Genomic DNA, 21,718 nt, shown 5'->3' on the forward strand with positions numbered 1-21,718 from the left:
TAGCCACAGGTGCAGTTTTACAGGCAGTGGTATATATGAGTGGTATATGCACCACTGCGGTATATACCACTTTTTGCTTTACCTCCACACCTTGTCAGGGCGATCGGTCAGGACAAAAGTATTTCTAAAATTGTCTCCACGTCTGCCAAGTCCGCCCTTGACTTTTTGCGCCGCGCTTTTAACTGGTTGAGCAAGTTGGCCGCTTCTGGAAATACTGCGACGATCGGAGCTGATTTTTTATTTGCGGTAGTCCTGCATAGTCAGGATAACTGAGGGTTTTATTTAATACCCACATTCCGCAGATCGGGCCCGGAGGGCTGATACTTTTCATGAATTAAGAGCCCTCAAAAATTTTACCATCTAATTTTTGTGGATTTAGTGTCACTTTTTTTCAAATTACTCGACAATTAAAGAAATTAACTTGACAGATACAGCAAATTGCAGGTTTATGAGGTACAGTCAATTTGGGAGTTTACAAGCTAACAGTACGATCGCCTATAGCAGTCAGTGTACGATCGAACCGCAACCTGTGTACGATCGCATAACTAATCGTCTAAAATCCGCTGAAATCACTCGTTCGCCAGCAAGTGTCTTATGAAAGCTTACTCGATCGAATTTAGACAAAAAATAGTCAAAGCGTACTCACAAGGGAACACTTCGATTAGAAAAGTAGCTGCCAGATTTGATGTCTCTAAAAGTTTTGTCCAAAAACTACTGAAAAAACAGAAAGTTGCAGGGCATCTTCACCCAAAAAAAACGGGAGCCCGAGAGCGGAGTGAATTAGCTCAACGTGCACATGAGTTAACCTTAATGGTAACTCTGTATCAGTCATGCAACCTGATATGAATACTGCGAATATTGGGGAAATACCTACGAGAGTTGGGTGAGTAAAAGTAGGATGTGTCGTGCTTTGCAGCGACATCAACTGACATTAAAAAAACTTTACGCAGTAGTCAAGGCTTGACAGCAAAAGTGAGAGAACTACGCTTAGACCTGGAGTTTAGACTAAAAGCGATATGAGAGAACGCAAATCAAATGGAATTAGAGATTAAAAATATTATCTTTTCAGCCTCAAAGCATCCGCGACCTTTGACAATCCTGTAGTATATTTGCTCCAATTATCAGACAATAATCATAATCATGAAAAGGGTGGGAGAGAAACGATTGTCGCTCGTTTCTCTCCCACCGCCCCATATTCGATTATCATTATCAGATGGGGAACGATCGAGAAAAAAAGGGGTGTCTGATTGAATACAGCCCCCTTTTGGCAGAAAGTGAGAAAAGAACTACAATTACTCACCTGCCAACATGAAAAATGCCAGACTTGAAGAGTTTCGTCAAGTAGCTTACAAATATTTAGGTAGAGCTAAAGATTTGGAGTTTAGACTGGACTTCCCCCGTACAAATGTAATAAAATATCTAAAACATTTATCAATTATAGGTTTCAATTGTTGAGTGAAAAAACTGTACCCAAGTTAAAGCAATAGCCGTTTTGGCGAGATCGCAGAACGCCATAGATTCAATATAATTGGCGTAAGCTTGCAGGCGTGAATAACCTACATGGCTACAGAAATTTTACTCAACAATGGAAACTTTTGCAATGATAGGCTTTTGAGCCTATGTAAGTATATTTGCAGGGGGAAGTCCAGACTAAACCTATTCTGTCAGCAGAATCGAGCGTGGCTTCAGCCCGCTTGAGTGTCAAGTACGATAAACTCCCCAGCTTTTCAACCGGGGAGTTATCTAAAAAGGTCAAATCTAAAATTTAGTTGCCTGCTGCTACGTCTGCCCAAGAATTTACGCTCGATGCTTAAAAAATTAAGCTTTTCTAACTAAAATGCTGTTTGCAAGCTGGTCAAAAGACCGATCAAGAATTCCGAGCCGAACTGAAGTACAAAAAACGCAATCAGCGGCGAAAAGTCAATCCCTCCTAAGGGAGGAATAATCGATCGGAATAGATTCAGGTAAGGGTCTGTTAACTGACTCAAGATTGAAAACGGGGGGTCGTACCAATTGATATTCGGGAACCAGCTTAACAGCACCCGAAAAATCATTAGGACTACATAGATTTGCAGAAATGTGGACAGCGTGGTTGCCAAAAGGCCTATGGAATAACTCATATATTCTCGTTGAAGTTTGAGTAAAGTTTACAGACACTTTAACTTAAAGTTTAGCATAGGTGGGGCAGAGGGTGAGCATGAGGCTGTTTGCGGGCGCGCTAGAAGAGCGACGGCCACTATAAAACTCACTCTTGGCTTCACAGGCCAGAAAGGCCCGTTAAGCGAGAATGGTGCTCGGGGCGTGAGTAGCCAGCATCTGCCCGACTAATCTCAAATCTTAAATTGAGTTAGGAGTCTGGGGCGATCGAACCCTCGCTGCCCGGCGCCGGCGCGTTCCCGTTTACGTCGCCGAGTTGCAGCCGCACGTCATCTATTGCCTGATTTAGCTGGGCAATTTTATCTTCTAAACTCAGCCTCGCTACTTCCATCCCTTCGGCTTCGAGTTGGCTGGCTTTCCTCTGGCGGATTTTTCTGGTTTTTGTGTCTGAAGGTTCACTCAGCAAAGCTTCAGCAGCGCGCTGCGACAGCACCGCGCCCAAAACTGCACCCACCAAGCCGCCAACAGCAGCTCCGGCAATAAATCCCCCTGTAAAACCCTCTCGATTGCTCATGGCTCAACTCAACTGCGCGATATTTCTTTAATTTGTTTATTTTGACACTCTCCCGGTGAGAAACCGGGAGATTTTTAGTGGTCACTCAGGTAAGGCGAGAATTCCGACTTCAGAGTTAAAGCGGATCATCTCCAAAGATCGATCGCCATAAAGGTCTTCTATGTGCTCTAAGCAGCACTCGATCGCGAAATCGTTCAATTCAGCAGTCTCAATGCCGTACATTTCCTCAAACACCTCTGAGTCTACCCGACAAAAGCGCGGTCGATCGGGATAAATTCCGCATTCTCGCGTCGCTTTGTCAAAATTGATACACCAACCGTCGTCTCCGACTAAGCTCAAGTAGAGCGCTAATTCGTCTTCAGATAAATACTCGTCTAAGTCAGGGCGTTCTGTTGGGTCGAGGTAACAACAAGCACCGCACTGCTTTACGCAACGCCAAGTAGCCATAGTTTGATTTTAGATTTTAGATTTTAGATTTTAGATTTTAGATTCGGATCGTTATGTGGAAAATCCCAAACTTTAGGAGATTGGGGCCCTTCAAGTATATCAATTGCCAGCCCCGGAGGCGGATATCCCCAAGGGGCGGTTCGATTTTAGATTTTAGACTTTAGATTTTAGATTGGGGGGACTTTCCGGGAAGGGGCATCAAGTCCCTGGTTTCTTGTGACTGGGAGGTCGATCGTAGTTTACATTTTGTTGAATTTTGTAAAGTTCCTTAAAAAATAGGGACGGTAGCCCGGTAAAATCAGAAGCGGATTTTCTAATTCAACAATCTAGACTTAATCACTACAGTCAGGAGGACACATGGACTTTATAACCGATCTTTTCAGCGGCCTGGGCGGTATAAACTACCAACTCATTGTTCAGGTAGCTTTACTCGCAGCCGTCGTGCTTTCGGGCCCGATCGTGATTTTTCTGCTGGCAGCTAGAGGCGGCGACCTGTAATTATAGCACGCTCCGGGGCGATCGAGAGTTGGGAGTTTGGAGTTTTAAATTATGCAAAATTCAAAACGCTCGATCGCCAATTTTCCCTGCTGCACCTGCTTTGTTATCAAATACCGAGCGCTCGAATACCGAGTTATCAAATACCCAGGGCGTGTTTAGCAGTTTGAATCAAATTCTCAAAAAAAGGTAGAGATACATCGACTTCTCTAGCATCTTTGCGGGAGTTGCCCAACAAACCGATGTTTTGTCCGGGTGCAACCACCAGAACTTGCCCTTGAGAGTTGCGAATTCTCAATTCCTCGCTCGATCCGGCGGGAGACAGACTGCAAGAATAAGTGCGATCGCAATAATCAAACTCCACTTTGCCGAACATCGGCGGCCTCGAACTAGCAGCACCTGCCGGCAGCCGAACACCCAACAATTCTAACTCAACCGATGTCTTGCCATTAAAACTATTTTCCCGCAATCGGTAAGCAATATCAACCCGCCGGGGCAAAGGAAAATATTCGCCCCAACGCCAAGCAATCGCCTTCACACTAGCCGATAAATTTCCATCTTGAGTTGCAGTTAGTTTAACGTGACCTCCTTTACCGACAATTTTCTGTTCAGTTATGCAAACATTAGGCGTCCAAAATACAGGAGCCTTATTTTCAATACCGCAAGGTTCCAGAGCATCAATTTGTTGGTAAAGGTCGAGATTAATCTCAGCAAAATCGGCTCGCACATCTACTGAAACCAGAGGTTTTAGATGTTCCGGCTGCAAACATTGATTGGCAAAAATTGACAGTTGATTGCGGAATTGTTCGAGGTTGTCAGCCGGCATCGAAAAACCGCCCGCCGCTTTGTGTCCGCCAAATTTAGTTAATAAATCCGCGCAAAAATTCAGCCCGTCAAATACATTAAACTCAGGAATTCCCCTCGCCGAACCCCTGACAATTTTATGGGCAACCGCCCCTGCAGCCTCATCCTCAAAAGTACCGATAAACACGGGTACGCCGTAGCGTTCCACTAACCGAGAAGCTACAATCCCGATCACCCCGTGGTGCCAACCGGGCTGCACGACAACTAAAACCCGTTCTTGCTGCAAGTCTATCGCACTATTCTCGCACCAAGCAATGGCTTCCTGCTCAATTTCCTGGCACAACTCCTGCCTGCGCTGATTGATTTGTTCGCACTGCATCGCATTTTTGAGAGCCAATTCGCGATCGTCTGCAGTCAGCAACTCTATCACAATTTGAGGGTCAGCCAGCCGCCCCACAGCATTAATCCGGGGCCCTAGCCGAAAACCAATATCTTCAGGCTTTAAGGAATTCTTAGTTTTATTTTGCGAGTTAAGAATTGAAGGACTTTCTGCACTTCCCGGCTGCACTCCAGACACCTGAATCAAAGCCTGAACACCCGCCAATGTCGAGTGAGGTAACAGCCGCAAACCACGCTTCACCCAGCGCCGATTAACTCCTGTCAAAGGCGCTAAATCCGCAATAGTTCCTAAAGTAAATAACTCCAGCAGCGGATTCACCAACCCGCCCACTTTTTTCATATCCTGAGCCAAAGTAATAGCCAAAACATAAGCAACGCCTACGCCAGCCAAACCGCGATAAGGTGAAGATTCCGCAATTAATTTCGGGTTGAGAATAGCATCTGCCGGCGGTAGCTTTGGCGGCAAATCGTGGTGGTCTGTAATAATAACTTTGACACCGAGTTCTCGCGCTCTGGCAACCGGGCCGCAGGCTGCAATTCCGTTGTCAACAGTGAGAATGAGAGCCACACCTTCGGAGTGAAATTCTTCTACAATGCGATCGTTAATCCCGTAACCTTCTCGCATCCGGCTGGGAATAGCATAATCCACATTCGCCCCCAGAGTCCTCAGAGCTCGCAGCAACAAAGCCGTGCTCGTCATCCCGTCAGCATCGTAGTCGCCGCAAATCGCAATTTTTTGCCCTCCCGAAATCGCCTCCCGCAACAATTTGACACTCGCAGCCAAATCTGGAAACTCATCCGTTGGCGCGGGCAAAACCAGAGATTCCGGTTCGATAAACCCTTGCACTTCTTTAACAGAATCTATGCCGCGGTTAATCAGCACCTGTGCTAGCAAGGGCGACAAACCGATTTCGGAGGCCAACTGTTCGGCTTGCTGTGTTTGAGGTGAATAAATTTGCCACCGTTGGTTTGGCAATCGGTGAAAATACGGAGGCACAGATGTCGGTAGCTCTTGCACGGAAGCTGAGGTTTAAAGATACATGATTAATCTTACCGAATTAAGTGCCTCAGTCAATCAATTTTAGATTTTAGATTTTAGATTTTAGATTGATGCTGATGAGTTTTTTGGTTAAAATCCAAAGGTTGTTTGTAGGAAAGCTTTTTTCGGAAGCTCTCACCCACCCAAATAGGGATACAAGCGCTGACAGCAGTCGTGGAGACCAAAAAATTTTAGACCAAAGTTCAAACCCCCAGATTTATCTGTGGAGTCAATCTAAAATCTTGAATCTCCAATCTACTGGCGGGAGTCGAAGAACTAAGTCTAGCAGGTATTTGCGACACCCGAGCTAGGGCGCAGAGTGCTAATTTAAGGAGGAGACTTGCATGAGTGACGATCGGCCGCCTTGGTTTAAAGTTGTATTACAGGTTCGAGGGTCTGTCATTCCCTCCATTTTGCCCCGCGTTTTGGTGTGCGGCGGCTTTGGAGTTTTTATTTCCCTGCTGCACTTTTTTGAGTTGCCGGTTTCCCTGCCGATGTTGTCGAGTATTGTACCGAGCATTGTCCTGGGTTTACTGTTAGTTTTTCGGACAAATACAGCCTACGAAAGATTTTGGGAAGGTCGAAAATTTTGGGGTACGTTAATCAACAATGTCCGCAATTTGGCGCGTCAAATCTGGGTAGCCATTGAAGAAAAAGAGCCGCAGGATATCACACTGAAAAAGTCTGCCCTGCGCCTGTTACCTGCCTTTGCAGTGGCGATGAAACTGCACTTGCGGCAAGAATCTGTAAATCCAGAAGTGGAGCCGTTAATGTCCCCAGCCCAGTACCAAAAGCTCAAGTCGATGAACAATCCGCCCCTAGAAATTGCCTTTTGGATTGAGGATTACTTGCACGAGCAGTATGAGGGCAATTGCATTGATGTCTATCAGTTAACTGCTATGAAGGAGTTGCTCAACTCTATGATTGATGTATTAGGCGGCTGCGAGCGGATTCTGAAGACGCCTATTCCTTTGGCTTACGCGATTCACCTGAAACAACTATTGTTGCTTTACTGTTTGGCACTGCCCTTTCAAATGGTGAACGATTTGACTTGGGGAACCGGCCCTATTGTGGCTTTAATTAGTTTTACTTTGTTCGGCATCGAAGAAATCGGCATTGAAATAGAAAATCCCTTCGGACACGATGCAAATGATTTGCCTTTGGACAACATTTGTGCTACCATGAAGCGCAATATCGATGATTTAATTTCTTTATCTCCTAGCATTCACGAACACGTGAAAGATAAGTAGAGTCATTCGATTTTAGATTTTAGATTTTAGATTTTAGATTGGTATATAAAATCTAAAATCTAAAATTTTCTGGTTAATTTCTAACACTCAACCGCATTAACCCAGCCAATACTAACAATACTGGCGTCAGCCAATCTCCCCACTTCACGTAGAAAGTTCGAGTTTGCCGCCGATAAATAGTAGCATCTCGGACTTCATACGTATTAATTCCCGACTTCCAAACCGTCTCGCCGCGAGGAGTTACAAAAGCAGAGTAACCCGTATTAGTTGCGATAACTGCCCATCTATCAGTTTCAATTGCCCGCATTACATCGAGAGCATGGTGCTGAGCCAACATGGGCGGTTTATAATGGGCATTGTTGGAAGCTGTGAGCATAAATTCGCCTCCATTCGCCGCCTGATATCGGAAAATTTCAGCAAACGCCGAATCGTAACAAATTCCGACAATGGCGCGGCCAAACGGTGTATCAAACAATTGTTGAGAATTGCCGGGTACTAAATGAGCATCTAAGGGAGAAAGCCGATTAATAATACCGCCTAAGATTTCGTAAAAAGGGATATATTCGCCTAAAGGTACTAGCTTTAGTTTATCATAGCGGCCGACAATTTCTCCCGTGCGATCGATCGCCAATAAGCTGTTAGTGATACTATTCTCTTGCTGTCCGAATCCTCCCACCCATGCCACAACGCCGCGTTCGAGAATAGCTTGGTAAAAAGAAAGAGTAGAACGCTGATACTCGTTTGTCCAGATAAAAGGCAAAGCTGTCTCTGGAATTAACACAGCATCGACTTTCCTGTCTGCCAACTGTTTGTATCCAGTGGTGTAACCTTCCAAAGCGCGCCTCCAACCCCCTGAATCAAACTTAATCTCGTTAGGAATGTTGCCTTGAATAATACCAATTTTTAAAGCGGTTGCAGCTTCTTGATTCAAAGGGCGGTTGTATAAGCTCCATCCTGCAATATGCAAAACTAAACACAAACTCGCAGGCAAAATATAAGGAATCCACTTCTTCCTTCTTCCTTCTTCCTTCTTCCTTCTTCCTTCAATAAAAGCTTCGGCGATTAAGCCGTTTACTGCTACAATTGCCGCTGTTACTGCGCTGGGCCCGGAGAGTTGACCGAGGTGCAATATTGCTAAATTGTGGGGGCTTTGCGTGTAAGATAGGGATGTCCACCACAGCGAACCTGTACTCCAAATACTTTCTAAGGCGCACCACAAAGCTGTGCCAATTAAAACGCGAATCACAGGCAAGATGCCTGTGCCACTAATTTTTTGGGAAATCACAGGCAAGATGCCTGTGCCACTAATTTTTTGGGGAATCACAGGCAAGATGCCTGTGCCATTAATTTTGGAAATTGCGATCGCAAATAGCCACGCCCAAACGGCGACTAAGGCGGCTCCCCACAGGGTGATGAATGCCCAGCAAAAAAGTGCGATCGCCAAACTCGGCCACCAAGGAACTCCCAACCAAGTCATCGGGTGAATTCCCATAATCCAAGATAAAGCTAATCCGTGATAGCCAATTCCCCAGAGTAAAGGAAGAAGGAAGTTCGGCAACGGATTCTGTAACGGATGGATGTTGAGGAAAGAAGGAAGAAAGAGAAATTTTTGTTTTTGTTCTTCTATTTTTGGCTTTTGATAACTGACAACCAAAACCCACAGGGGAGCTAATGCTACCCAAGCCAACAGCCAAGCATTTACTGGTGCGGTTGTCAATGCCATCAAAATGCCGCTCAAAAATGCGATCGCCCAGGCTAATATTTTAGAGTTATGAACCGCGAGTTTTTCCAATTTTGGCCTGTTAAATATCGCCACTTTGATGCTTGCTAAAAATAATAATTCTCAATCAATATATCAGATCGATCGGGAAGTTCGGCAACGCCCAGTGTATGGGATTTAATGGATTTAACGGATTTAACAGAAGGAAATCTATCAAATTCTACTTGCCAAAACAAAAAGCGCCCCTATTTCTAGGAGCGCTTTTTGTTAATCAAAAGCTAAATTTAGCCGTTGATGGAAGGAGCAACCATTGCTACAGGGGTGACTTCACTAGCGGCCAAGTCAAGGGGGAAGTTGTGAGCGTTGCGCTCGTGCATTACTTCCATACCCAAGTTAGCGCGGTTGATCACATCAGCCCAAGTATTGATGACGCGACCTTGCGAGTCGATAATCGATTGGTTGAAGTTGAAACCGTTGAGGTTGAACGCCATCGTGGAAATACCCAAAGCGGTAAACCAGATACCGATAACTGGCCATGCACCTAAAAAGAAGTGCAAAGAACGGCTGTTGTTAAAGCTCGCGTATTGGAAGATCAAACGACCGAAGTAGCCGTGGGCTGCGACGATGTTGTAAGTTTCTTCTTCTTGACCGAATTTGTAACCGTTGTTTTGCGATTCGGTTTCGGTTGTCTCGCGAACCAAAGAAGAGGTAACTAAAGAACCGTGCATTGCGGAGAACAAAGAACCACCGAAGACACCGGCTACTCCCAACATGTGGAAGGGGTGCATCAGGATGTTGTGCTCGGCTTGGAACACGATCATGAAGTTGAATGTGCCGGAGATACCCAAGGGCATACCGTCAGAAAAGCTGCCTTGTCCGATCGGGTAAATCAAGAATACTGCGGTAGCAGATGCCACAGGTGCAGAGTAGGCTACGCAGATCCAAGGACGCATTCCTAAGCGGTAGCTCAGTTCCCACTGACGGCCCATGTAGCAAAAAATGCCGATCAGGAAGTGGAAAACTACGAGCTGGTAGGGGCCGCCGTTGTACAACCACTCATCGAGGGAAGCTGCTTCCCAGATGGGGTAGAAGTGAAGCCCGATCGCGTTTGACGAAGGAACAACTGCACCAGTAATGATGTTGTTGCCGTACATCAAGGAACCTGCTACTGGTTCGCGGATGCCGTCGATGTCCACTGGAGGAGCAGCGACGAAGGCGATGATGTAACAGACGGTGGCTGTCAGCAGAGTAGGAATCATCAGAGTCCCGAACCAACCCACATAAATGCGGTTGTCCGTGCTAGTTACCCACTCGCAGTAACGTTCCCAAACGTTGGCGTTTTCACGACGCTGTAAGGTTGTTGTCATTTGGTTTATGATTGCTTAATTGAATTTTCAAGGTTCGTTGTGGGGATATCCCACGTTTATATTAGTAACATCATTTACTAAAGTTTGCCAAGGGATTAGTGGTTACTATTTAAATATTTTACAAACATTTACACAAGCTTAAATTTTAGTAAATTTTTGTAGTTTTTTACAAAGTAAAATTACACGCCGAACGGGTTAAATATAGCGACCTGAAGAACTGAATCTATTGTTTGTAGATTGGTTCAGCAGCTTGAGCGAATTATTTTTGTTCAGGTCGATTATCTTTCTATTTAAATATCTGTTAATTAGCTCGTGAAGAGATGATTTTTAATATTTATTTACATATCGTCGGTGGATTCTCGGAGGGTAAGTTTGTATCGGGAGAATGCTGAAAAGCTGGTTTTGAGTGCGATCGGGCTGCATTCTCAATAAGAGCCAATCAACCGGGTTTATTGACGAAAAAAGAAACCCGGTTTCTGAGGCGCTTGGCAATAGAAATCAACCGGGTTTCTGAGGATGAGTCCGCAATTTATGCGTAAAAATTAGCCTTTAGCCTGGAGGCCACTTCATCTGCCGTCCGCCGAGAATGTGAAGGTGCAGGTGGTCTACAGTTTGACCGCCGTCGCTGCCAGTATTAATGACGACGCGATAACCGTTGCTGAGTCCGAGTTGTTCTGCTACCCGTTTGACAGTCAGCAGCAGGTGTCCCATGAGATCGCGATCTCCCGACTCGGCATCGGCTAATTTGGGAATAGGCTGTTTGGGAATGACGAGGATGTGGACGGGCGCTTGCGGATGGATATCTTTAAACGCCAGGGCCAAGTCGTCCTCATAAACGATGTCTGCGGGAATCTCTTTGCGGATGATTTTGCTGAAAAGCGTTTCTTGAGTTGTCATGGGTGTTAACGAAGTTCGGCAACGGATGTAACGGATGTAACGGATGTAACGGATGTCGGGAAGAGGGAAGAGGGAAGACCCAGCAGGAGAGAGGGAAGAGGAGAAAAAGAAGAGGCAAGGAAAAGTTTTTCTTGCCTCTTCCGATATTCATTAGTCATTGTTAATCATAATAGATGATGAATCAGGGACAGGCAAATTAAGGATAAAGAAAAATGCTTGCTAGGGTTTGGAGTGCATCGATCGTAGGAATTGACGCGGTAAAGGTGGGTGTCGAGGCTGATGTATCGGGGGGACTCCCGAAAATTGTGGTTGTGGGATTGCCAGATTCTGCGGTGCAAGAAGCTAAAGAAAGGGTTAAGGCTACGCTAAAAAATTCGGGATATGCTTTTCCGATGCGGAGTATTGTGATTAATTTAACTCCGGCGGATTTGCGGAAGGAAGGGCCGAGTTTTGATTTGCCGATCGCCATTGGGATTTTGGCAGCATCGGAACAAGTCAGCCCTGAACTTTTGGGAGATTATTTGTTTTTAGGGGAACTTTCTTTAGATGGGAGTTTGCGGGCTGTGGCTGGGGTTTTGCCGATCGCCGCTGCTGCTCAAAAAATGGGTATTTCAGGATTAGTTGTACCGGCTGGTAACGCGCAGGAAGCGGCTTTGGTGCACGGAATATCTGTTTATGGTTTTGAGAATATTTTTGCAGTTACTGATTTTTTAAACAATCCTGAAGTTTATTCGCCTGTAGAAGTAAACGGTCGAGAAGAGTTAGCTAAAACGCGGTTTTCGGGTTTAGATTTAAAGGATGTAAAGGGGCAAATTCACGCGCGGCGGGCTTTGGAAATTGCGGCGGCGGGGGGGCACAATTTAATTTTTGTGGGGCCGCCAGGGAGCGGTAAGACGATGTTGGCGAGGCGTTTGCCGGGTATTTTGCCGCCGCTGACTTTTGAGGAAGCTTTGGATGTAACTCAAATTCATTCGGTGGCTGGGTTGTTGAAGGATAAGGGAAGCTTGGTGGGCGATCGGCCTTTTCGCAGTCCTCACCATTCGGCATCGGGGCCTTCTTTAGTAGGTGGCGGCAGTTTTCCGCGTCCGGGCGAAATTTCTTTAGCACACCGCGGCATACTTTTTTTGGATGAATTAACTGAGTTTAAAAGAGATGTTTTGGAGTTTTTGCGGCAACCGCTGGAAGACGGTTATGTGACAATTTCTCGAACTAGACAATCGGTGATGTTTCCGGCGCAATTCACATTAGTTGCAAGTACGAATCCTTGCGCTTGCGGTTATTACGGCGATTCGATTCAACAGTGTACTTGTTCGCCGCAAAAGAGGGAGCAATATTGGGCAAAACTTTCGGGGCCTTTGATGGATCGGATTGATTTGCAAGTGGCGGTTAATCGTTTGAAACCCGAGGAAATTACGCGACAGCCGACGGGCGAGGAGTCGGAACCGGTCCGGGTGAGGGTGCAGCGGGCGCGAGAGATCGCAACTCGCCGTTTTCAGTCGGAATCTAGCTTGCGCTGCAACGCAGAGATGCAAAGCAGTCACATTAACAAATGGTGTCAGTTGGATGATGCTTCTCGGAATTTATTGGAGATGGCGATTCGGAAGTTGGGGCTGTCGGCGAGGGCTAGCGATCGAATTTTGAAGGTTGCTAGAACTATTGCTGATTTGTCGGGGGATGAAAGCTTGAAAACGAATCATGTGGGAGAGGCAGTGCAGTATCGGACGATCGATCGGATGCAGTAAGGTGGATGTGCGATGTTTTTCAAGTCGTAAGTTGATATATTGCAGGTCGGTATTTTGGTTCGGGAATGGGTTTTCCCGCAGCTTTTGCAGCTTCCAGCCATGCTGTTTTAGCAATCTGTACTTCCTGCAAAGCTGATTCTGGGGTTTCGCCAAAAGCAGAACAGTATTTTAAATCAGGAATATCGGCAATGTAGCTTTCATCTTCGTTGCTGTAAAAAATATTGATGTGATAGTCTTTCATGATTCATCATCCTTAATTGTGAGCTATATCGTGTATTCCTGCTTCGTAAAATCCTTCCTCTTGAAGAAATTGAGTTAATTCCTTAAGTCCTTGGCGACGCATCACTTTTCGCTGTTCTCGATAAATGATTAAATCCTTAAATCGAATCCGCCGATGGGAACCTACTTTGATATAAGGAATTGCTCCTTCATCTAGCAACTTGACAAGGAAAGGTCGCGATACATTCAGGATATTAGCAGCTTGCTGCGTCGTCAGTTCGCGATTGTAACGAACTATCGAAACAGCCCGATCTGATGCCATTGCTTGTACAGCTTGACGCAGGATATTGCAGACTGATTCTGGAATTAGAATCTCTTCTCCGTTACTTGTGACTAATTTTGGTTGTGCAGATTCTCGGCTAAGTATCTGTGCTAATTGTGCTATGGATTCTTGTTCTTTTTCTGGAGGTAAAACAGACTCTGGCGATGATTTTTGCTTCAACATAGCAAGTCTCTCTTTTAATGTGTTTTTGTCTGATTTATGTAGTTTTGGACTCACTTCGACCAAAGAAACCGGGTTTTTCACGAAAATATTTCGTTGCTACCAGCAGAGTCGCGAAAAAACCTGGTTTCTGGCTAGCCGCGTGTAAGTCTCCGGCGCATACTCAGTTGTTTTGACGATAACACTTTTCGTGCCGTAAACGCAATATCCGAAACAAACGAAATATTCAAATCCAGAAATCGGAAAGTTCGATCGCCCGAAATTTCCCATGCCGACTCAAGACGGATGCCTTGCAGATGTACAATAGGACGATCGCACTCTCCGACTCCAAGCGCGATCGAGCCCTACACCCTGCCCCAAGTGGGCAACATCAGATAGAACTCAGTAAAAAAATATAAAATGGAAGCAATACAACTGTCTTTATTCTCAAACGAAAAAGAACCAATTCCTGTCAAAAAGCAGAAGAAAGCAAAATTAGGGCGTTACGAACGCATCCAACGCGAACTAGAAGCAAATGACTGCGATCCCTACAAGATATTCATTGATGTTGAATCTCAGTCACTGCCAAAATCAGACTATACATTTGTCGATCTTTTTTGCGGTGCGGGCGGCATGACCCAAGGTTTATTGCAAGCAGGTTTTCGACCAGTAGCAAGCGTTGAAATTAATGCGATCGCCTCGGCAACTCATACAAAAAACTTTCCCGATTGCCATCACTTGTGCGACGATATAAAAAACTTAAATCCCCAAAAGTTGCTCGCTGAAATTGGTTCGCCAGAAGTTCATGTTGTGGTAGGCGGGCCGCCGTGTCAAGGCTTCTCAGTTGCAGGAAAACGCGACCCCAACGACCCTCGAAATCGCCTCTTTAGAGAGTTTGTCCGCGTTGTCTCTGAAATACGTCCTTGGTATGTTGTCATGGAAAACGTACCCGGAATATTGACTATCCAAAAAGGGGCTGTTAAGCAAGCGATTTGCGAGGCTTTTGAGGAAATTGGCTATCCCCATATGTCCGTTGCTGTTCTGGAATCCGCAACCTATGGAGTCCCGCAAATCCGCCCGCGAGCTATTTTTATTGCCAATAGATTCGGGATGCAAAATCCCTATCCGAAACCGCAATTGTTACCCGAACAATACAAAGCGATTGAGTCAGCAATTGATGATTTACCAGAATATACTCCCATACCAGAAATTAACCACGAATGGACTCGTCATTCTGTTGAGTACATGGAAAGACTTGCTAAAGTTCCACCAGGCGGTTCTTTGTATGAAAGCTACGCCGATGCTTTCAAGCGACAGTATCCGGGCAAACCGAGTATGACTGTTAAAGAAAATCACGGCGGCACTCATATTCATCCTTATCTCAACCGCGTGATTTCAGCTCGTGAAATGGCTAGATTGCAAACTTTCCCGGATTCATTTATTTTTGAAGGTTCTATGAAAAAGGCAATGTGGCAAATTGGAAATGCCGTGCCGCCCCGTTTAGCGGAGTGTATCGGCTTTGCACTTATTCCCTATTTGAGCTATATTGCTTTGAACAAACCTAGTAAAGTTACTCTTCCAGGCAAAGCCTAAGAATTAGCAAATAAGATATTACTGATTTTCCTCGCGACGCTGAACTTTTAATAATATATTACTGGCAAACTTTGGTGTACCTGCTTTTTCACCTAAAAAATTAATTAATTCAGTAAAAGTCTTGGGGGGATTTTTGTACTTTTGAGACTGTTGCTGTAATAAATCAACTATTGAGTCCGGGTATTCGTCCAATAAATCGCTCAGAAACTCATCGGGTGACTGTGCTTTAATGTTCCAAGGAGCTAGATCGTTTTCTCTGAAATCATTGAGATTATTGGTAACGATGACATCAGCCTTAGCCGTTACGGCTGCGGCAAGAACGTGACGGTCTTTAGGGTCATTTGTCATTGCTTCCTCTAGCCCGACAGGCACTTCAACCATCGCTTCAGGAAAAGCTAATTTGATTTGATTTTCAAGATTCTTTGCTTTCTCCTGCGAAAGCTTTCCTCCACCGATCAGGTTGTCTATTGCCTCATCGAGGATTTTCTGAGACCAATATGGTAAATACAAACCTTCATCAGCAGTGGAAAGCAGAGTATCGCGCAAATACATCGGGAAAAGGACACAAGCATCAAGTACAACACTAAGTTTAGTCATATTAGAGGTTAAATTAGTCCTATTCCTCGTACAAGCCAGCTTCCTCAGTCATCTCGATTAGCTCATCCAAGAGTTGGCGGCGCTTGACTTTCCGCTGTTCCTTATAAATCATTAAATCTTGGAAAAGTATGCGCCGATGGGAACCAACTTTGATATGGGGAATTTCTCCGTTTTCCAGTAATTTTACTAAAAATGGTCGCGATACATTCAGAATATTAGCAGCTTCCTGTGTTGTCAGTTCGCGATTGTGACGCACGATGGAAATAGCTTGACCTGATGCCATTGCTTGGACAACTTGACCGAGTAAACTGTAAACTGATTCGGGAATGAGAATTTCTTCTCCGTTACTTGCCACTAATTTTAGTTGTGAAGATTCGAGGCTGAGAATCTGCTTTAATTGCGCTATGGCTTCTTTTTCTTGATCTGGAGTCAAAACTGACTCTGGGGACTCTTTTTGCTTCAACATAGCAAGTCTCTCTTTTGAGGTGTTTTTCTCTGATTTATGTAGTTTTGGACTCACTTCGAGCAAAGAAACCGGGTTTTTCACGATATTTCGTTGCCACCAGCAGATTCGCGAAAAAACCCGGTTTCTGGCTACCCGCGTGTAAGTCTCCGGCGCATACTCAGTTGTTTTCACGATAACACTTTTCGCGCCGCAAACGCAATATCCGCAACAAGCGAAATATTCAAACTTGTATGAAGCAAGGTGTGCAGTGCACTTCCTTGCAGTAGCTTGGGAAAATTAGCTTTGTATTGGCTTATGATTCAGACTTTTTGAGTATTCTTACTATTTCTTCAAGCAGTCTCTCTATAGCTGATGAGCTGTCTCTGACTTGAGTTACGTTGGGGAGAGATTCGCTATTTCTAATTTTCTGATGCAGAAAACCATCAGCTATGTTTCTGTAAAAATCCTCTAGGTACTTCATAGATTTTCTGAAAGATTGGTTTTCATTTGGTGAAGTTTTGCTTCCATAATTATTGGCGACTTCGGCGAATTTTTCAAATTTAAATATAGGAGGTACATGATCCATAATTGCACGAGTAAGCATGGCAGTCGCATAATAGTTTTTATTAGAATAGCTACTGTTTAGTTCCTCACATAATCTTATAAGTTTGGAAAGGTCAAACTTTAATTCCTTTGATGAAATGTCTCTAATTTCCTGTAGTCTACCTTCATCAATAAAAGGGGGATTGGGTGACACAGTTAAAGTTTGAGCAACCTGATTTGTGGGTTTATTTGTAATCGCGATCTTCTCCACTTCAGCTATTCCTTTAAATGTAATACAAACAGCATAATTAATAGAATCCAGATCAAATCTATTACATAGAAAACCTTGATCTATTAAGTAGTTAGTAATACTGATAACTTGATTTTCAGATAAACCTATATCCTTAGTAATATAACCAAGACGAATATATTCATCTGGATCGTCTTCGGTAGCTTTATAAATACAATATAGGACTTGATAACGCTTGATTTGTTGTTTTATAACTGCGATATCGACATTTTCGACATTTGGAGTTGACTTCAATAAACGCTCAGTGCTATCGCTCAGATTTTGAGTGACCTGATTTTCTACTTCAGCTATTCCTTTAGATGTAATCGAAACATCACGATCAATCTCATCTCTCCATGGAGGACATGAATTATCTATTTTTATGAAATCCTGCGTGGATAAGTATTCGGAAATATTGAGAATTTCACTTTCCGGTAAATTTATAGACTTAGCAATATAAGCAAGAGAAATATTTATCGGATATATATTTAGATCCGGAGCTTTATAAACACAATGCAAAAAATCAAAATGTTTCTTGTTTAGTTGTTCAGAATATTGACTATCGACGTTCATAGTTAACCTCAATAAAATCTTTGTACTAGCGTTTACATTCAGTATCTCTCAACAGTATATTATATACTGCTTTGTACAAATATGCCCACGTCATGCGAAGGAATCTGAAATAATCGTTCTAGATTCTTAGTTGCTGGCAATGGTTTACCTTCAGCTTGACGAGTCTCGATTAGTAACTCTATTACCTCTCGTACATTGTAGATAGCTTCTTCATAAGAATCTCCGTGAGTTACCGGCTGCATTACATCCTCAAATTCAGGCAAAAACACGACAAAGCATCGATCTTCTTCTGACCATTGGATAACAATTGTATATTTCAGGGTTCTGTCTCCTCTGCTTCGATTTGCCTTAAAGCCTCAAGTATTTCGTTGACTAACTTCTCTAAATATAGTTTAGCATCATTTCCGTTTATAACTATTTCTTAGGTCATCCAAATCTTCATTTTTGATAATTAAAGTTGATGGACGGTTATTGGGGCTTTTTACTATGTAGCTACTATTTTCACGGAGATGAGGCTTACAAATTGTATTTTTACCCGGAACCAAAGAAATCTCTCCTGACAGATTGTTGTATTCTATGGGCAACAAATGATTGCAATTTAAGCTAGAAGTAATGTCTATAGAAACTCCAGAAAGCACAGACCAAATTTCTTTTTCAGGGGAGTATGGATAATAGCAGGGTGCTATTGTATAACGTTGATACTCATCTATAGGAAATTCAGTGTAATGAACGGAATCTAGAATTAATGGCCTGAAGGTTTGACCCATCGAAAGCGTATAGACTACTAGCACATCCTTGATATAGATTAGCTTATAAGCTTTCTTTACTAACTCTAGTTTGGGGTTACTGCTTTCACAATTTGAAACGTACGACAGAAAATAAGTTATGTCAACCTTATGAAACATCCCTTGTTTGTTTAAGGTAGCAATTTCAAAAGATCCTCCATAACTAGATAATATGTTCTTAAACTCTGTAACTAATAATGCTCCACAGATACATTGCGATGCTATAACAGCATCGTCGTATTCACTGGTTTTTTTAGGTATTGAGGGCTGTCTTGGTACCGTAGTTTCTAATAGATGTATTAGGTCGTTACTACCCGAACCAGATATGAAGGTATTCCCATACGTCGGTATTTTTATTTCATTAATTTTTGCTCCATTAAAAGAATACTGAAATTCTTTTATGCCGTCAGCATCAATAATGTATCCTATGAAACACACCTCTGCCTTTCCCATCCAGTCTCTTATTTCGTCGCTTTCAAAAAAAGTTTTTAAAGAATTTCTTGTGAAATTTGCGGCATCAGAACGGGCTTTTAATTCTTTTAAAAGTGTATGGGCGGCGCACCAGTCTCCGCACCATGCAACCATTAGATTCGAGCTGATGATATTAACTTTTTGGCGCAGTTCCAGAATCCCGCGCTCTAAATCTTCAGGAGGAGATATTTTTCGGTCACAAGTAGGGATATCAATAAGTTGTGAGGGGCCGGGACAACTTATTAATACATCTCCTATTAGTACAGGATGATTGTTGATGTAGAACGCAGCTATTAATGTCATTTAACAAATGCTTAAATTTATTGATAGCTCTAATATAACAAAAATAGATTTTTGGGGAAGGAGAAATTAATCTCGGCAGTTGTCTTACAAGATGACCTAAAACACGCAGAATCTTCTGTTTCGATCGACTCATCTGCCAATTCTCAGTCTCTGCGGACGATCGGTCTACGGACGATGTGTCACATATCTGGAAAGTTCGATCGCCCGCAATTCCCCATCTCGGCTCAAGAGGGATGCCACACAGAGGTACAATAGGATGATCGCATTCCCTAACTCAAAACGCGATCGCTCGCTACACTTTCACCGCAATCTCTGCGATCGGGGGTTGATATTGACAACTTTTGACTCGTTTATTACTCCTGCTCAAGCAAACGCCATTAAGATAGGGCGATCGCCAAAAAATAACGGATAATGAGACTATCGCCAACATTGAGGGGAAAAAGATGACTTCTCAAACGATCGAACTTTTGGAAGAGTTGCTAGGCAAGTTACAGCACTTACTCCCGGAAAATCAGCAGCTTTTGTTAACTTTTGCAGAGTTTTTGCTGGAACGACAGATGCGATCGATCCCCGAAAACACTTCAGTTGAAGCTGCACCCCCTCCTGGGCAACAACGGGTTTTGGGTCTGCATCAAGGGATGGGCTGGATGAGTGAGGATTTTAACGAGCCACTTCCTGATGCGTTTTGGTTGGGTGAAGCATGAATATTTTGCTGGATACGCACGTCTTGATTTGGCTAGCGATCTCTCCCCAAAACTTATCGCAACAAGCGACGAATATTATCACCGATCCAATTCATACTTTATTTACGAGCTTGGTTAGTATTTGGGAAATGCAAATTAAGCTTCAGCTTGGGAAGTTAACACTGAACGTGTCCTTAACTGAATTGATAGAACGCCAGCAGCAAGTCAATGGATTGCAAATTTTGCCGATCGAGCTAGCTCATATTTTTGCATTAGACACATTGCCAAATGCTCATCGCGATCCATTCGATAGACTCTTAATTGCTCAAGCCGTTGTGACTCGAATGCCTATCTTAAGTATTGATGCTGTATTTGACAGCTACCCCGTACAAAGATTGTGGTAGAGAGATCGGTTGAATAGGCTTTAACTTATAATCGGCGATCGGTAAAGAATATCGCATTCAGACTCAGAAATCGGGTTTTTACCGCGTCTGCAGGTTGCAACGAAGTATTTTCGCAAAAAACCCGGTTTCTCGGCTATTTGGCTCTTGTACCCCCACACAGAGGTACAATAGGACGATCGCATTCCCCAACTCCCACCGTGATAGAGCGCTACACTTTGCCCGAAATGGGCAACATCTGGACTGAAACCGCCAAACTGAAAACGTGGCTGCAAGTAGAAATCGCTGTCTGCGAAGCTCAAGCCGAACTCGGCTACATCCCCGCCGCCGCAGTCGAAGAAATCAAAGCTAAGGCTAATTTTGACCCGAAACGAGTCCTCGAAATAGAAGCCGAAGTCCGCCACGACATGATCGCCTTCTTGACAAATGTCAACGAATATGTAGGCGATGCCGGCCGCTACATTCACCTCGGCTTAACCAGTTCCGACGTGCTGGATACCGCTTTGGCGCTGCAATTAGTCGCTAGCGTCAATATCTTGTTAGAACGTGTCGAAGAATTGAGTCAAGCTATTCGCTATCAGGCACAACAGCATCGCAATACCGTGATGGTTGGCCGATCGCACGGAATTCACGCCGAACCCATCACCTTTGGCTTTAAACTAGCAGGATGGCTGGCAGAAGTCTTTCGCAACCGCGCCCGATTGGTGAATTTGCGATCGTCCATTGCAGTCGGCAAAATCTCCGGCGCAGTCGGAACCTATGCTAATATTGACCCGCGAATTGAAGCGATCGCCTGTCAAAACCTCGGACTCGAACCCGATTGTGCATCGACTCAAGTCATTTCGCGCGATCGGCACGCCGAATACGTCCAAACCTTAGCACTCTTAGCAGCATCGATCGAGCGTTTTGCAGTAGAAATCCGCAACCTGCAACGCACCGACGTTCTCGAAGTCGAAGAGTTCTTTGCCAAAGGGCAAAAAGGCTCATCTGCCATGCCCCACAAACGCAACCCGATTCGATCGGAAAGACTCACAGGGATGGCGAGAATCGTCCGCGCCAATGCCGTCGCAGCCTTAGAAAACGTAGCGCTTTGGCACGAAAGAGACATCTCTCACAGTTCCGTAGAACGGATGATTTTGCCCGACAGTTCTACAGTAACTCACTTCATGTTAGTAGAAACCACAGACTTAGTAAAACACCTGCTAGTCTATCCCGAAAACATGAAACAAAACATGAACCTTTACGGCGGAGTCATCTTCAGCCAGCGAGTCATGTTAGCTTTAGTAGAAAAAGGCACCAGTCGCGAAGAGGCCTACAAAATTGTGCAATCTTGTGCTCACGAAGCTTGGAACAAACCGGGCGGCAATTTCTACAATTTAATTGCTAAGGACGATCGGGTAACAGCTAAGATGACCACCAAAGAAATTGATGATTGTTTCGATCCGCAGTATCAATTGAGGCACTTAGATTTAGTGTATCAGCGCTTGGGAATTTAAAAATCTTT

The 21,718-nt window shown here is 44.1% G+C and carries 26 protein-coding genes; 12 read left to right on the forward strand and 14 right to left on the reverse strand.

What is annotated here, in order from left to right:
* Positions 1 to 39: 39 nt before the first annotated feature.
* The 3 genes from QUA80_RS06695 (at position 40) to QUA80_RS33710 (ending at position 846) form a co-directional block, all read left to right on the forward strand.
* Positions 40 to 273, forward strand: coding sequence for a hypothetical protein (locus QUA80_RS06695; RefSeq protein ID WP_333422562.1), 234 nt, complete (start codon positions 40 to 42; stop codon positions 271 to 273).
* A 175-nt stretch (positions 274 to 448) separates the two neighbouring features.
* Positions 449 to 598, forward strand: coding sequence for a hypothetical protein (locus QUA80_RS06700; RefSeq protein WP_333422564.1), 150 nt, complete (start codon positions 449 to 451; stop codon positions 596 to 598).
* Positions 595 to 846, forward strand: coding sequence for a helix-turn-helix domain-containing protein (locus tag QUA80_RS33710; protein WP_445302208.1), 252 nt, complete (start codon positions 595 to 597; stop codon positions 844 to 846). The genes QUA80_RS06700 and QUA80_RS33710 overlap by 4 nt, the downstream gene beginning before the upstream one ends.
* Positions 847 to 1,832: 986 nt before the next feature.
* Here the strand turns inward: QUA80_RS33710 and QUA80_RS06705 are convergent.
* From QUA80_RS06705 to QUA80_RS06715, 3 genes are all read right to left on the reverse strand, one after another.
* Complete coding sequence (locus QUA80_RS06705; RefSeq protein WP_333238974.1) at positions 1,833 to 2,120, reverse strand: YggT family protein; 288 nt, start codon at positions 2,118 to 2,120, stop codon at positions 1,833 to 1,835.
* A 227-nt stretch (positions 2,121 to 2,347) separates the two neighbouring features.
* Complete coding sequence (locus QUA80_RS06710) at positions 2,348 to 2,671, reverse strand: hypothetical protein (protein ID WP_333422566.1); 324 nt, start codon at positions 2,669 to 2,671, stop codon at positions 2,348 to 2,350.
* Between the two features lie 81 nt (positions 2,672 to 2,752).
* On the reverse strand, positions 2,753 to 3,118 hold the full coding sequence (locus QUA80_RS06715; RefSeq protein WP_333422568.1) for a YkgJ family cysteine cluster protein: 366 nt from the start codon (positions 3,116 to 3,118) through the stop codon (positions 2,753 to 2,755).
* A 357-nt stretch (positions 3,119 to 3,475) separates the two neighbouring features.
* Here QUA80_RS06715 and psb30 point away from each other — a divergent pair, with 357 nt between their 5' ends.
* On the forward strand, positions 3,476 to 3,616 hold the full coding sequence (gene psb30, locus QUA80_RS06720; RefSeq protein WP_172188356.1) for a photosystem II reaction center protein Ycf12/Psb30: 141 nt from the start codon (positions 3,476 to 3,478) through the stop codon (positions 3,614 to 3,616).
* 136 nt (positions 3,617 to 3,752) lie between these two features.
* Here psb30 and recJ read toward each other — a convergent pair whose 3' ends face one another.
* A complete protein-coding gene (recJ, locus tag QUA80_RS06725; protein ID WP_333422570.1) occupies positions 3,753 to 5,834 on the reverse strand; it encodes a single-stranded-DNA-specific exonuclease RecJ in 2,082 nt (693 codons plus the stop codon).
* Between the two features lie 365 nt (positions 5,835 to 6,199).
* On the opposite strand from recJ, the gene QUA80_RS06730 reads away from it, so the two are divergent.
* Positions 6,200 to 7,105 (forward strand): bestrophin family ion channel, encoded by a 906-nt coding sequence (locus QUA80_RS06730; protein WP_333422572.1) that lies wholly within the window; start codon positions 6,200 to 6,202, stop codon positions 7,103 to 7,105.
* A gap of 73 nt (positions 7,106 to 7,178) precedes the next feature.
* Here QUA80_RS06730 and lnt read toward each other — a convergent pair whose 3' ends face one another.
* The 3 genes from lnt to QUA80_RS06745 all read right to left on the reverse strand — a co-directional run bounded on the left by lnt (position 7,179) and on the right by QUA80_RS06745 (position 11,089).
* The gene (lnt, locus tag QUA80_RS06735; RefSeq protein ID WP_333422681.1) at positions 7,179 to 8,828 is read right to left on the reverse strand and encodes an apolipoprotein N-acyltransferase; all 1,650 of its coding nucleotides are present in this window, start codon (positions 8,826 to 8,828) and stop codon (positions 7,179 to 7,181) included.
* A gap of 281 nt (positions 8,829 to 9,109) precedes the next feature.
* Positions 9,110 to 10,192 carry a photosystem II q(b) protein gene (psbA, locus tag QUA80_RS06740; RefSeq protein ID WP_333422574.1) on the reverse strand — a complete coding sequence of 361 codons (1,083 nt, stop codon included), beginning with the start codon at positions 10,190 to 10,192 and terminating at the stop codon, positions 9,110 to 9,112.
* Between the two features lie 549 nt (positions 10,193 to 10,741).
* The gene (locus QUA80_RS06745) at positions 10,742 to 11,089 is read right to left on the reverse strand and encodes a histidine triad nucleotide-binding protein (protein ID WP_333422576.1); all 348 of its coding nucleotides are present in this window, start codon (positions 11,087 to 11,089) and stop codon (positions 10,742 to 10,744) included.
* Positions 11,090 to 11,301: 212 nt separating this feature from the next.
* Here QUA80_RS06745 and QUA80_RS06750 point away from each other — a divergent pair, with 212 nt between their 5' ends.
* On the forward strand, positions 11,302 to 12,831 hold the full coding sequence (locus QUA80_RS06750; RefSeq protein ID WP_333422578.1) for a YifB family Mg chelatase-like AAA ATPase: 1,530 nt from the start codon (positions 11,302 to 11,304) through the stop codon (positions 12,829 to 12,831).
* Between the two features lie 19 nt (positions 12,832 to 12,850).
* Here QUA80_RS06750 and QUA80_RS06755 read toward each other — a convergent pair whose 3' ends face one another.
* Together QUA80_RS06755 and QUA80_RS06760 are read right to left on the reverse strand one after the other, a co-directional pair.
* Entirely contained in the window at positions 12,851 to 13,072 is a 222-nt protein-coding gene (locus QUA80_RS06755; RefSeq protein ID WP_333422579.1) for a type II toxin-antitoxin system HicB family antitoxin, read from the reverse strand.
* 12 nt (positions 13,073 to 13,084) lie between these two features.
* Positions 13,085 to 13,555 (reverse strand): helix-turn-helix domain-containing protein, encoded by a 471-nt coding sequence (locus tag QUA80_RS06760; protein ID WP_333422581.1) that lies wholly within the window; start codon positions 13,553 to 13,555, stop codon positions 13,085 to 13,087.
* Positions 13,556 to 13,951: 396 nt separating this feature from the next.
* Here QUA80_RS06760 and QUA80_RS06765 point away from each other — a divergent pair, with 396 nt between their 5' ends.
* Positions 13,952 to 15,124: a DNA cytosine methyltransferase gene (locus QUA80_RS06765; RefSeq protein ID WP_333422583.1), complete on the forward strand. Its 1,173-nt coding sequence runs from the start codon at positions 13,952 to 13,954 to the stop codon at positions 15,122 to 15,124.
* 18 nt (positions 15,125 to 15,142) lie between these two features.
* On the opposite strand, the gene QUA80_RS06770 is transcribed toward QUA80_RS06765, so the two are convergent.
* The 5 genes from QUA80_RS06770 to QUA80_RS06790 all read right to left on the reverse strand — a co-directional run bounded on the left by QUA80_RS06770 (position 15,143) and on the right by QUA80_RS06790 (position 19,130).
* Entirely contained in the window at positions 15,143 to 15,721 is a 579-nt protein-coding gene (locus tag QUA80_RS06770) for a PIN domain-containing protein (protein ID WP_333422585.1), read from the reverse strand.
* 19 nt (positions 15,722 to 15,740) lie between these two features.
* The gene (locus QUA80_RS06775; RefSeq protein ID WP_333083361.1) at positions 15,741 to 16,187 is read right to left on the reverse strand and encodes a helix-turn-helix domain-containing protein; all 447 of its coding nucleotides are present in this window, start codon (positions 16,185 to 16,187) and stop codon (positions 15,741 to 15,743) included.
* A gap of 292 nt (positions 16,188 to 16,479) precedes the next feature.
* Positions 16,480 to 17,571 carry a hypothetical protein gene (locus QUA80_RS06780; protein ID WP_333422587.1) on the reverse strand — a complete coding sequence of 364 codons (1,092 nt, stop codon included), beginning with the start codon at positions 17,569 to 17,571 and terminating at the stop codon, positions 16,480 to 16,482.
* 59 nt (positions 17,572 to 17,630) lie between these two features.
* Positions 17,631 to 17,891, reverse strand: a complete 261-nt coding sequence (locus tag QUA80_RS06785; RefSeq protein WP_333422683.1) for a type II toxin-antitoxin system HicB family antitoxin — start codon at positions 17,889 to 17,891, stop codon at positions 17,631 to 17,633.
* Positions 17,892 to 17,969: 78 nt separating this feature from the next.
* Entirely contained in the window at positions 17,970 to 19,130 is a 1,161-nt protein-coding gene (locus QUA80_RS06790; protein WP_333422589.1) for a hypothetical protein, read from the reverse strand.
* 51 nt (positions 19,131 to 19,181) lie between these two features.
* On the opposite strand from QUA80_RS06790, the gene QUA80_RS06795 reads away from it, so the two are divergent.
* From QUA80_RS06795 to purB, 5 genes are all read left to right on the forward strand, one after another.
* Positions 19,182 to 19,385 carry a hypothetical protein gene (locus QUA80_RS06795; RefSeq protein ID WP_333422591.1) on the forward strand — a complete coding sequence of 68 codons (204 nt, stop codon included), beginning with the start codon at positions 19,182 to 19,184 and terminating at the stop codon, positions 19,383 to 19,385.
* 1 nt (position 19,386) lies between these two features.
* Positions 19,387 to 19,542: a hypothetical protein gene (locus QUA80_RS06800; protein ID WP_333422593.1), complete on the forward strand. Its 156-nt coding sequence runs from the start codon at positions 19,387 to 19,389 to the stop codon at positions 19,540 to 19,542.
* Between the two features lie 31 nt (positions 19,543 to 19,573).
* Complete coding sequence (locus QUA80_RS06805) at positions 19,574 to 19,834, forward strand: DUF2281 domain-containing protein (protein ID WP_333319915.1); 261 nt, start codon at positions 19,574 to 19,576, stop codon at positions 19,832 to 19,834.
* A complete protein-coding gene (locus tag QUA80_RS06810; RefSeq protein WP_333422595.1) occupies positions 19,831 to 20,217 on the forward strand; it encodes a type II toxin-antitoxin system VapC family toxin in 387 nt (128 codons plus the stop codon). The genes QUA80_RS06805 and QUA80_RS06810 overlap by 4 nt, the downstream gene beginning before the upstream one ends.
* Before the next feature lie 197 nt (positions 20,218 to 20,414).
* The gene (purB, locus tag QUA80_RS06815; protein WP_333422685.1) at positions 20,415 to 21,710 is read left to right on the forward strand and encodes an adenylosuccinate lyase; all 1,296 of its coding nucleotides are present in this window, start codon (positions 20,415 to 20,417) and stop codon (positions 21,708 to 21,710) included.
* Positions 21,711 to 21,718: the final 8 nt, after the last annotated feature.

The organism is Microcoleus sp. F4-D5, from assembly GCF_036704885.1.
Lineage (GTDB): Bacteria > Cyanobacteriota > Cyanobacteriia > Cyanobacteriales > Microcoleaceae > Microcoleus.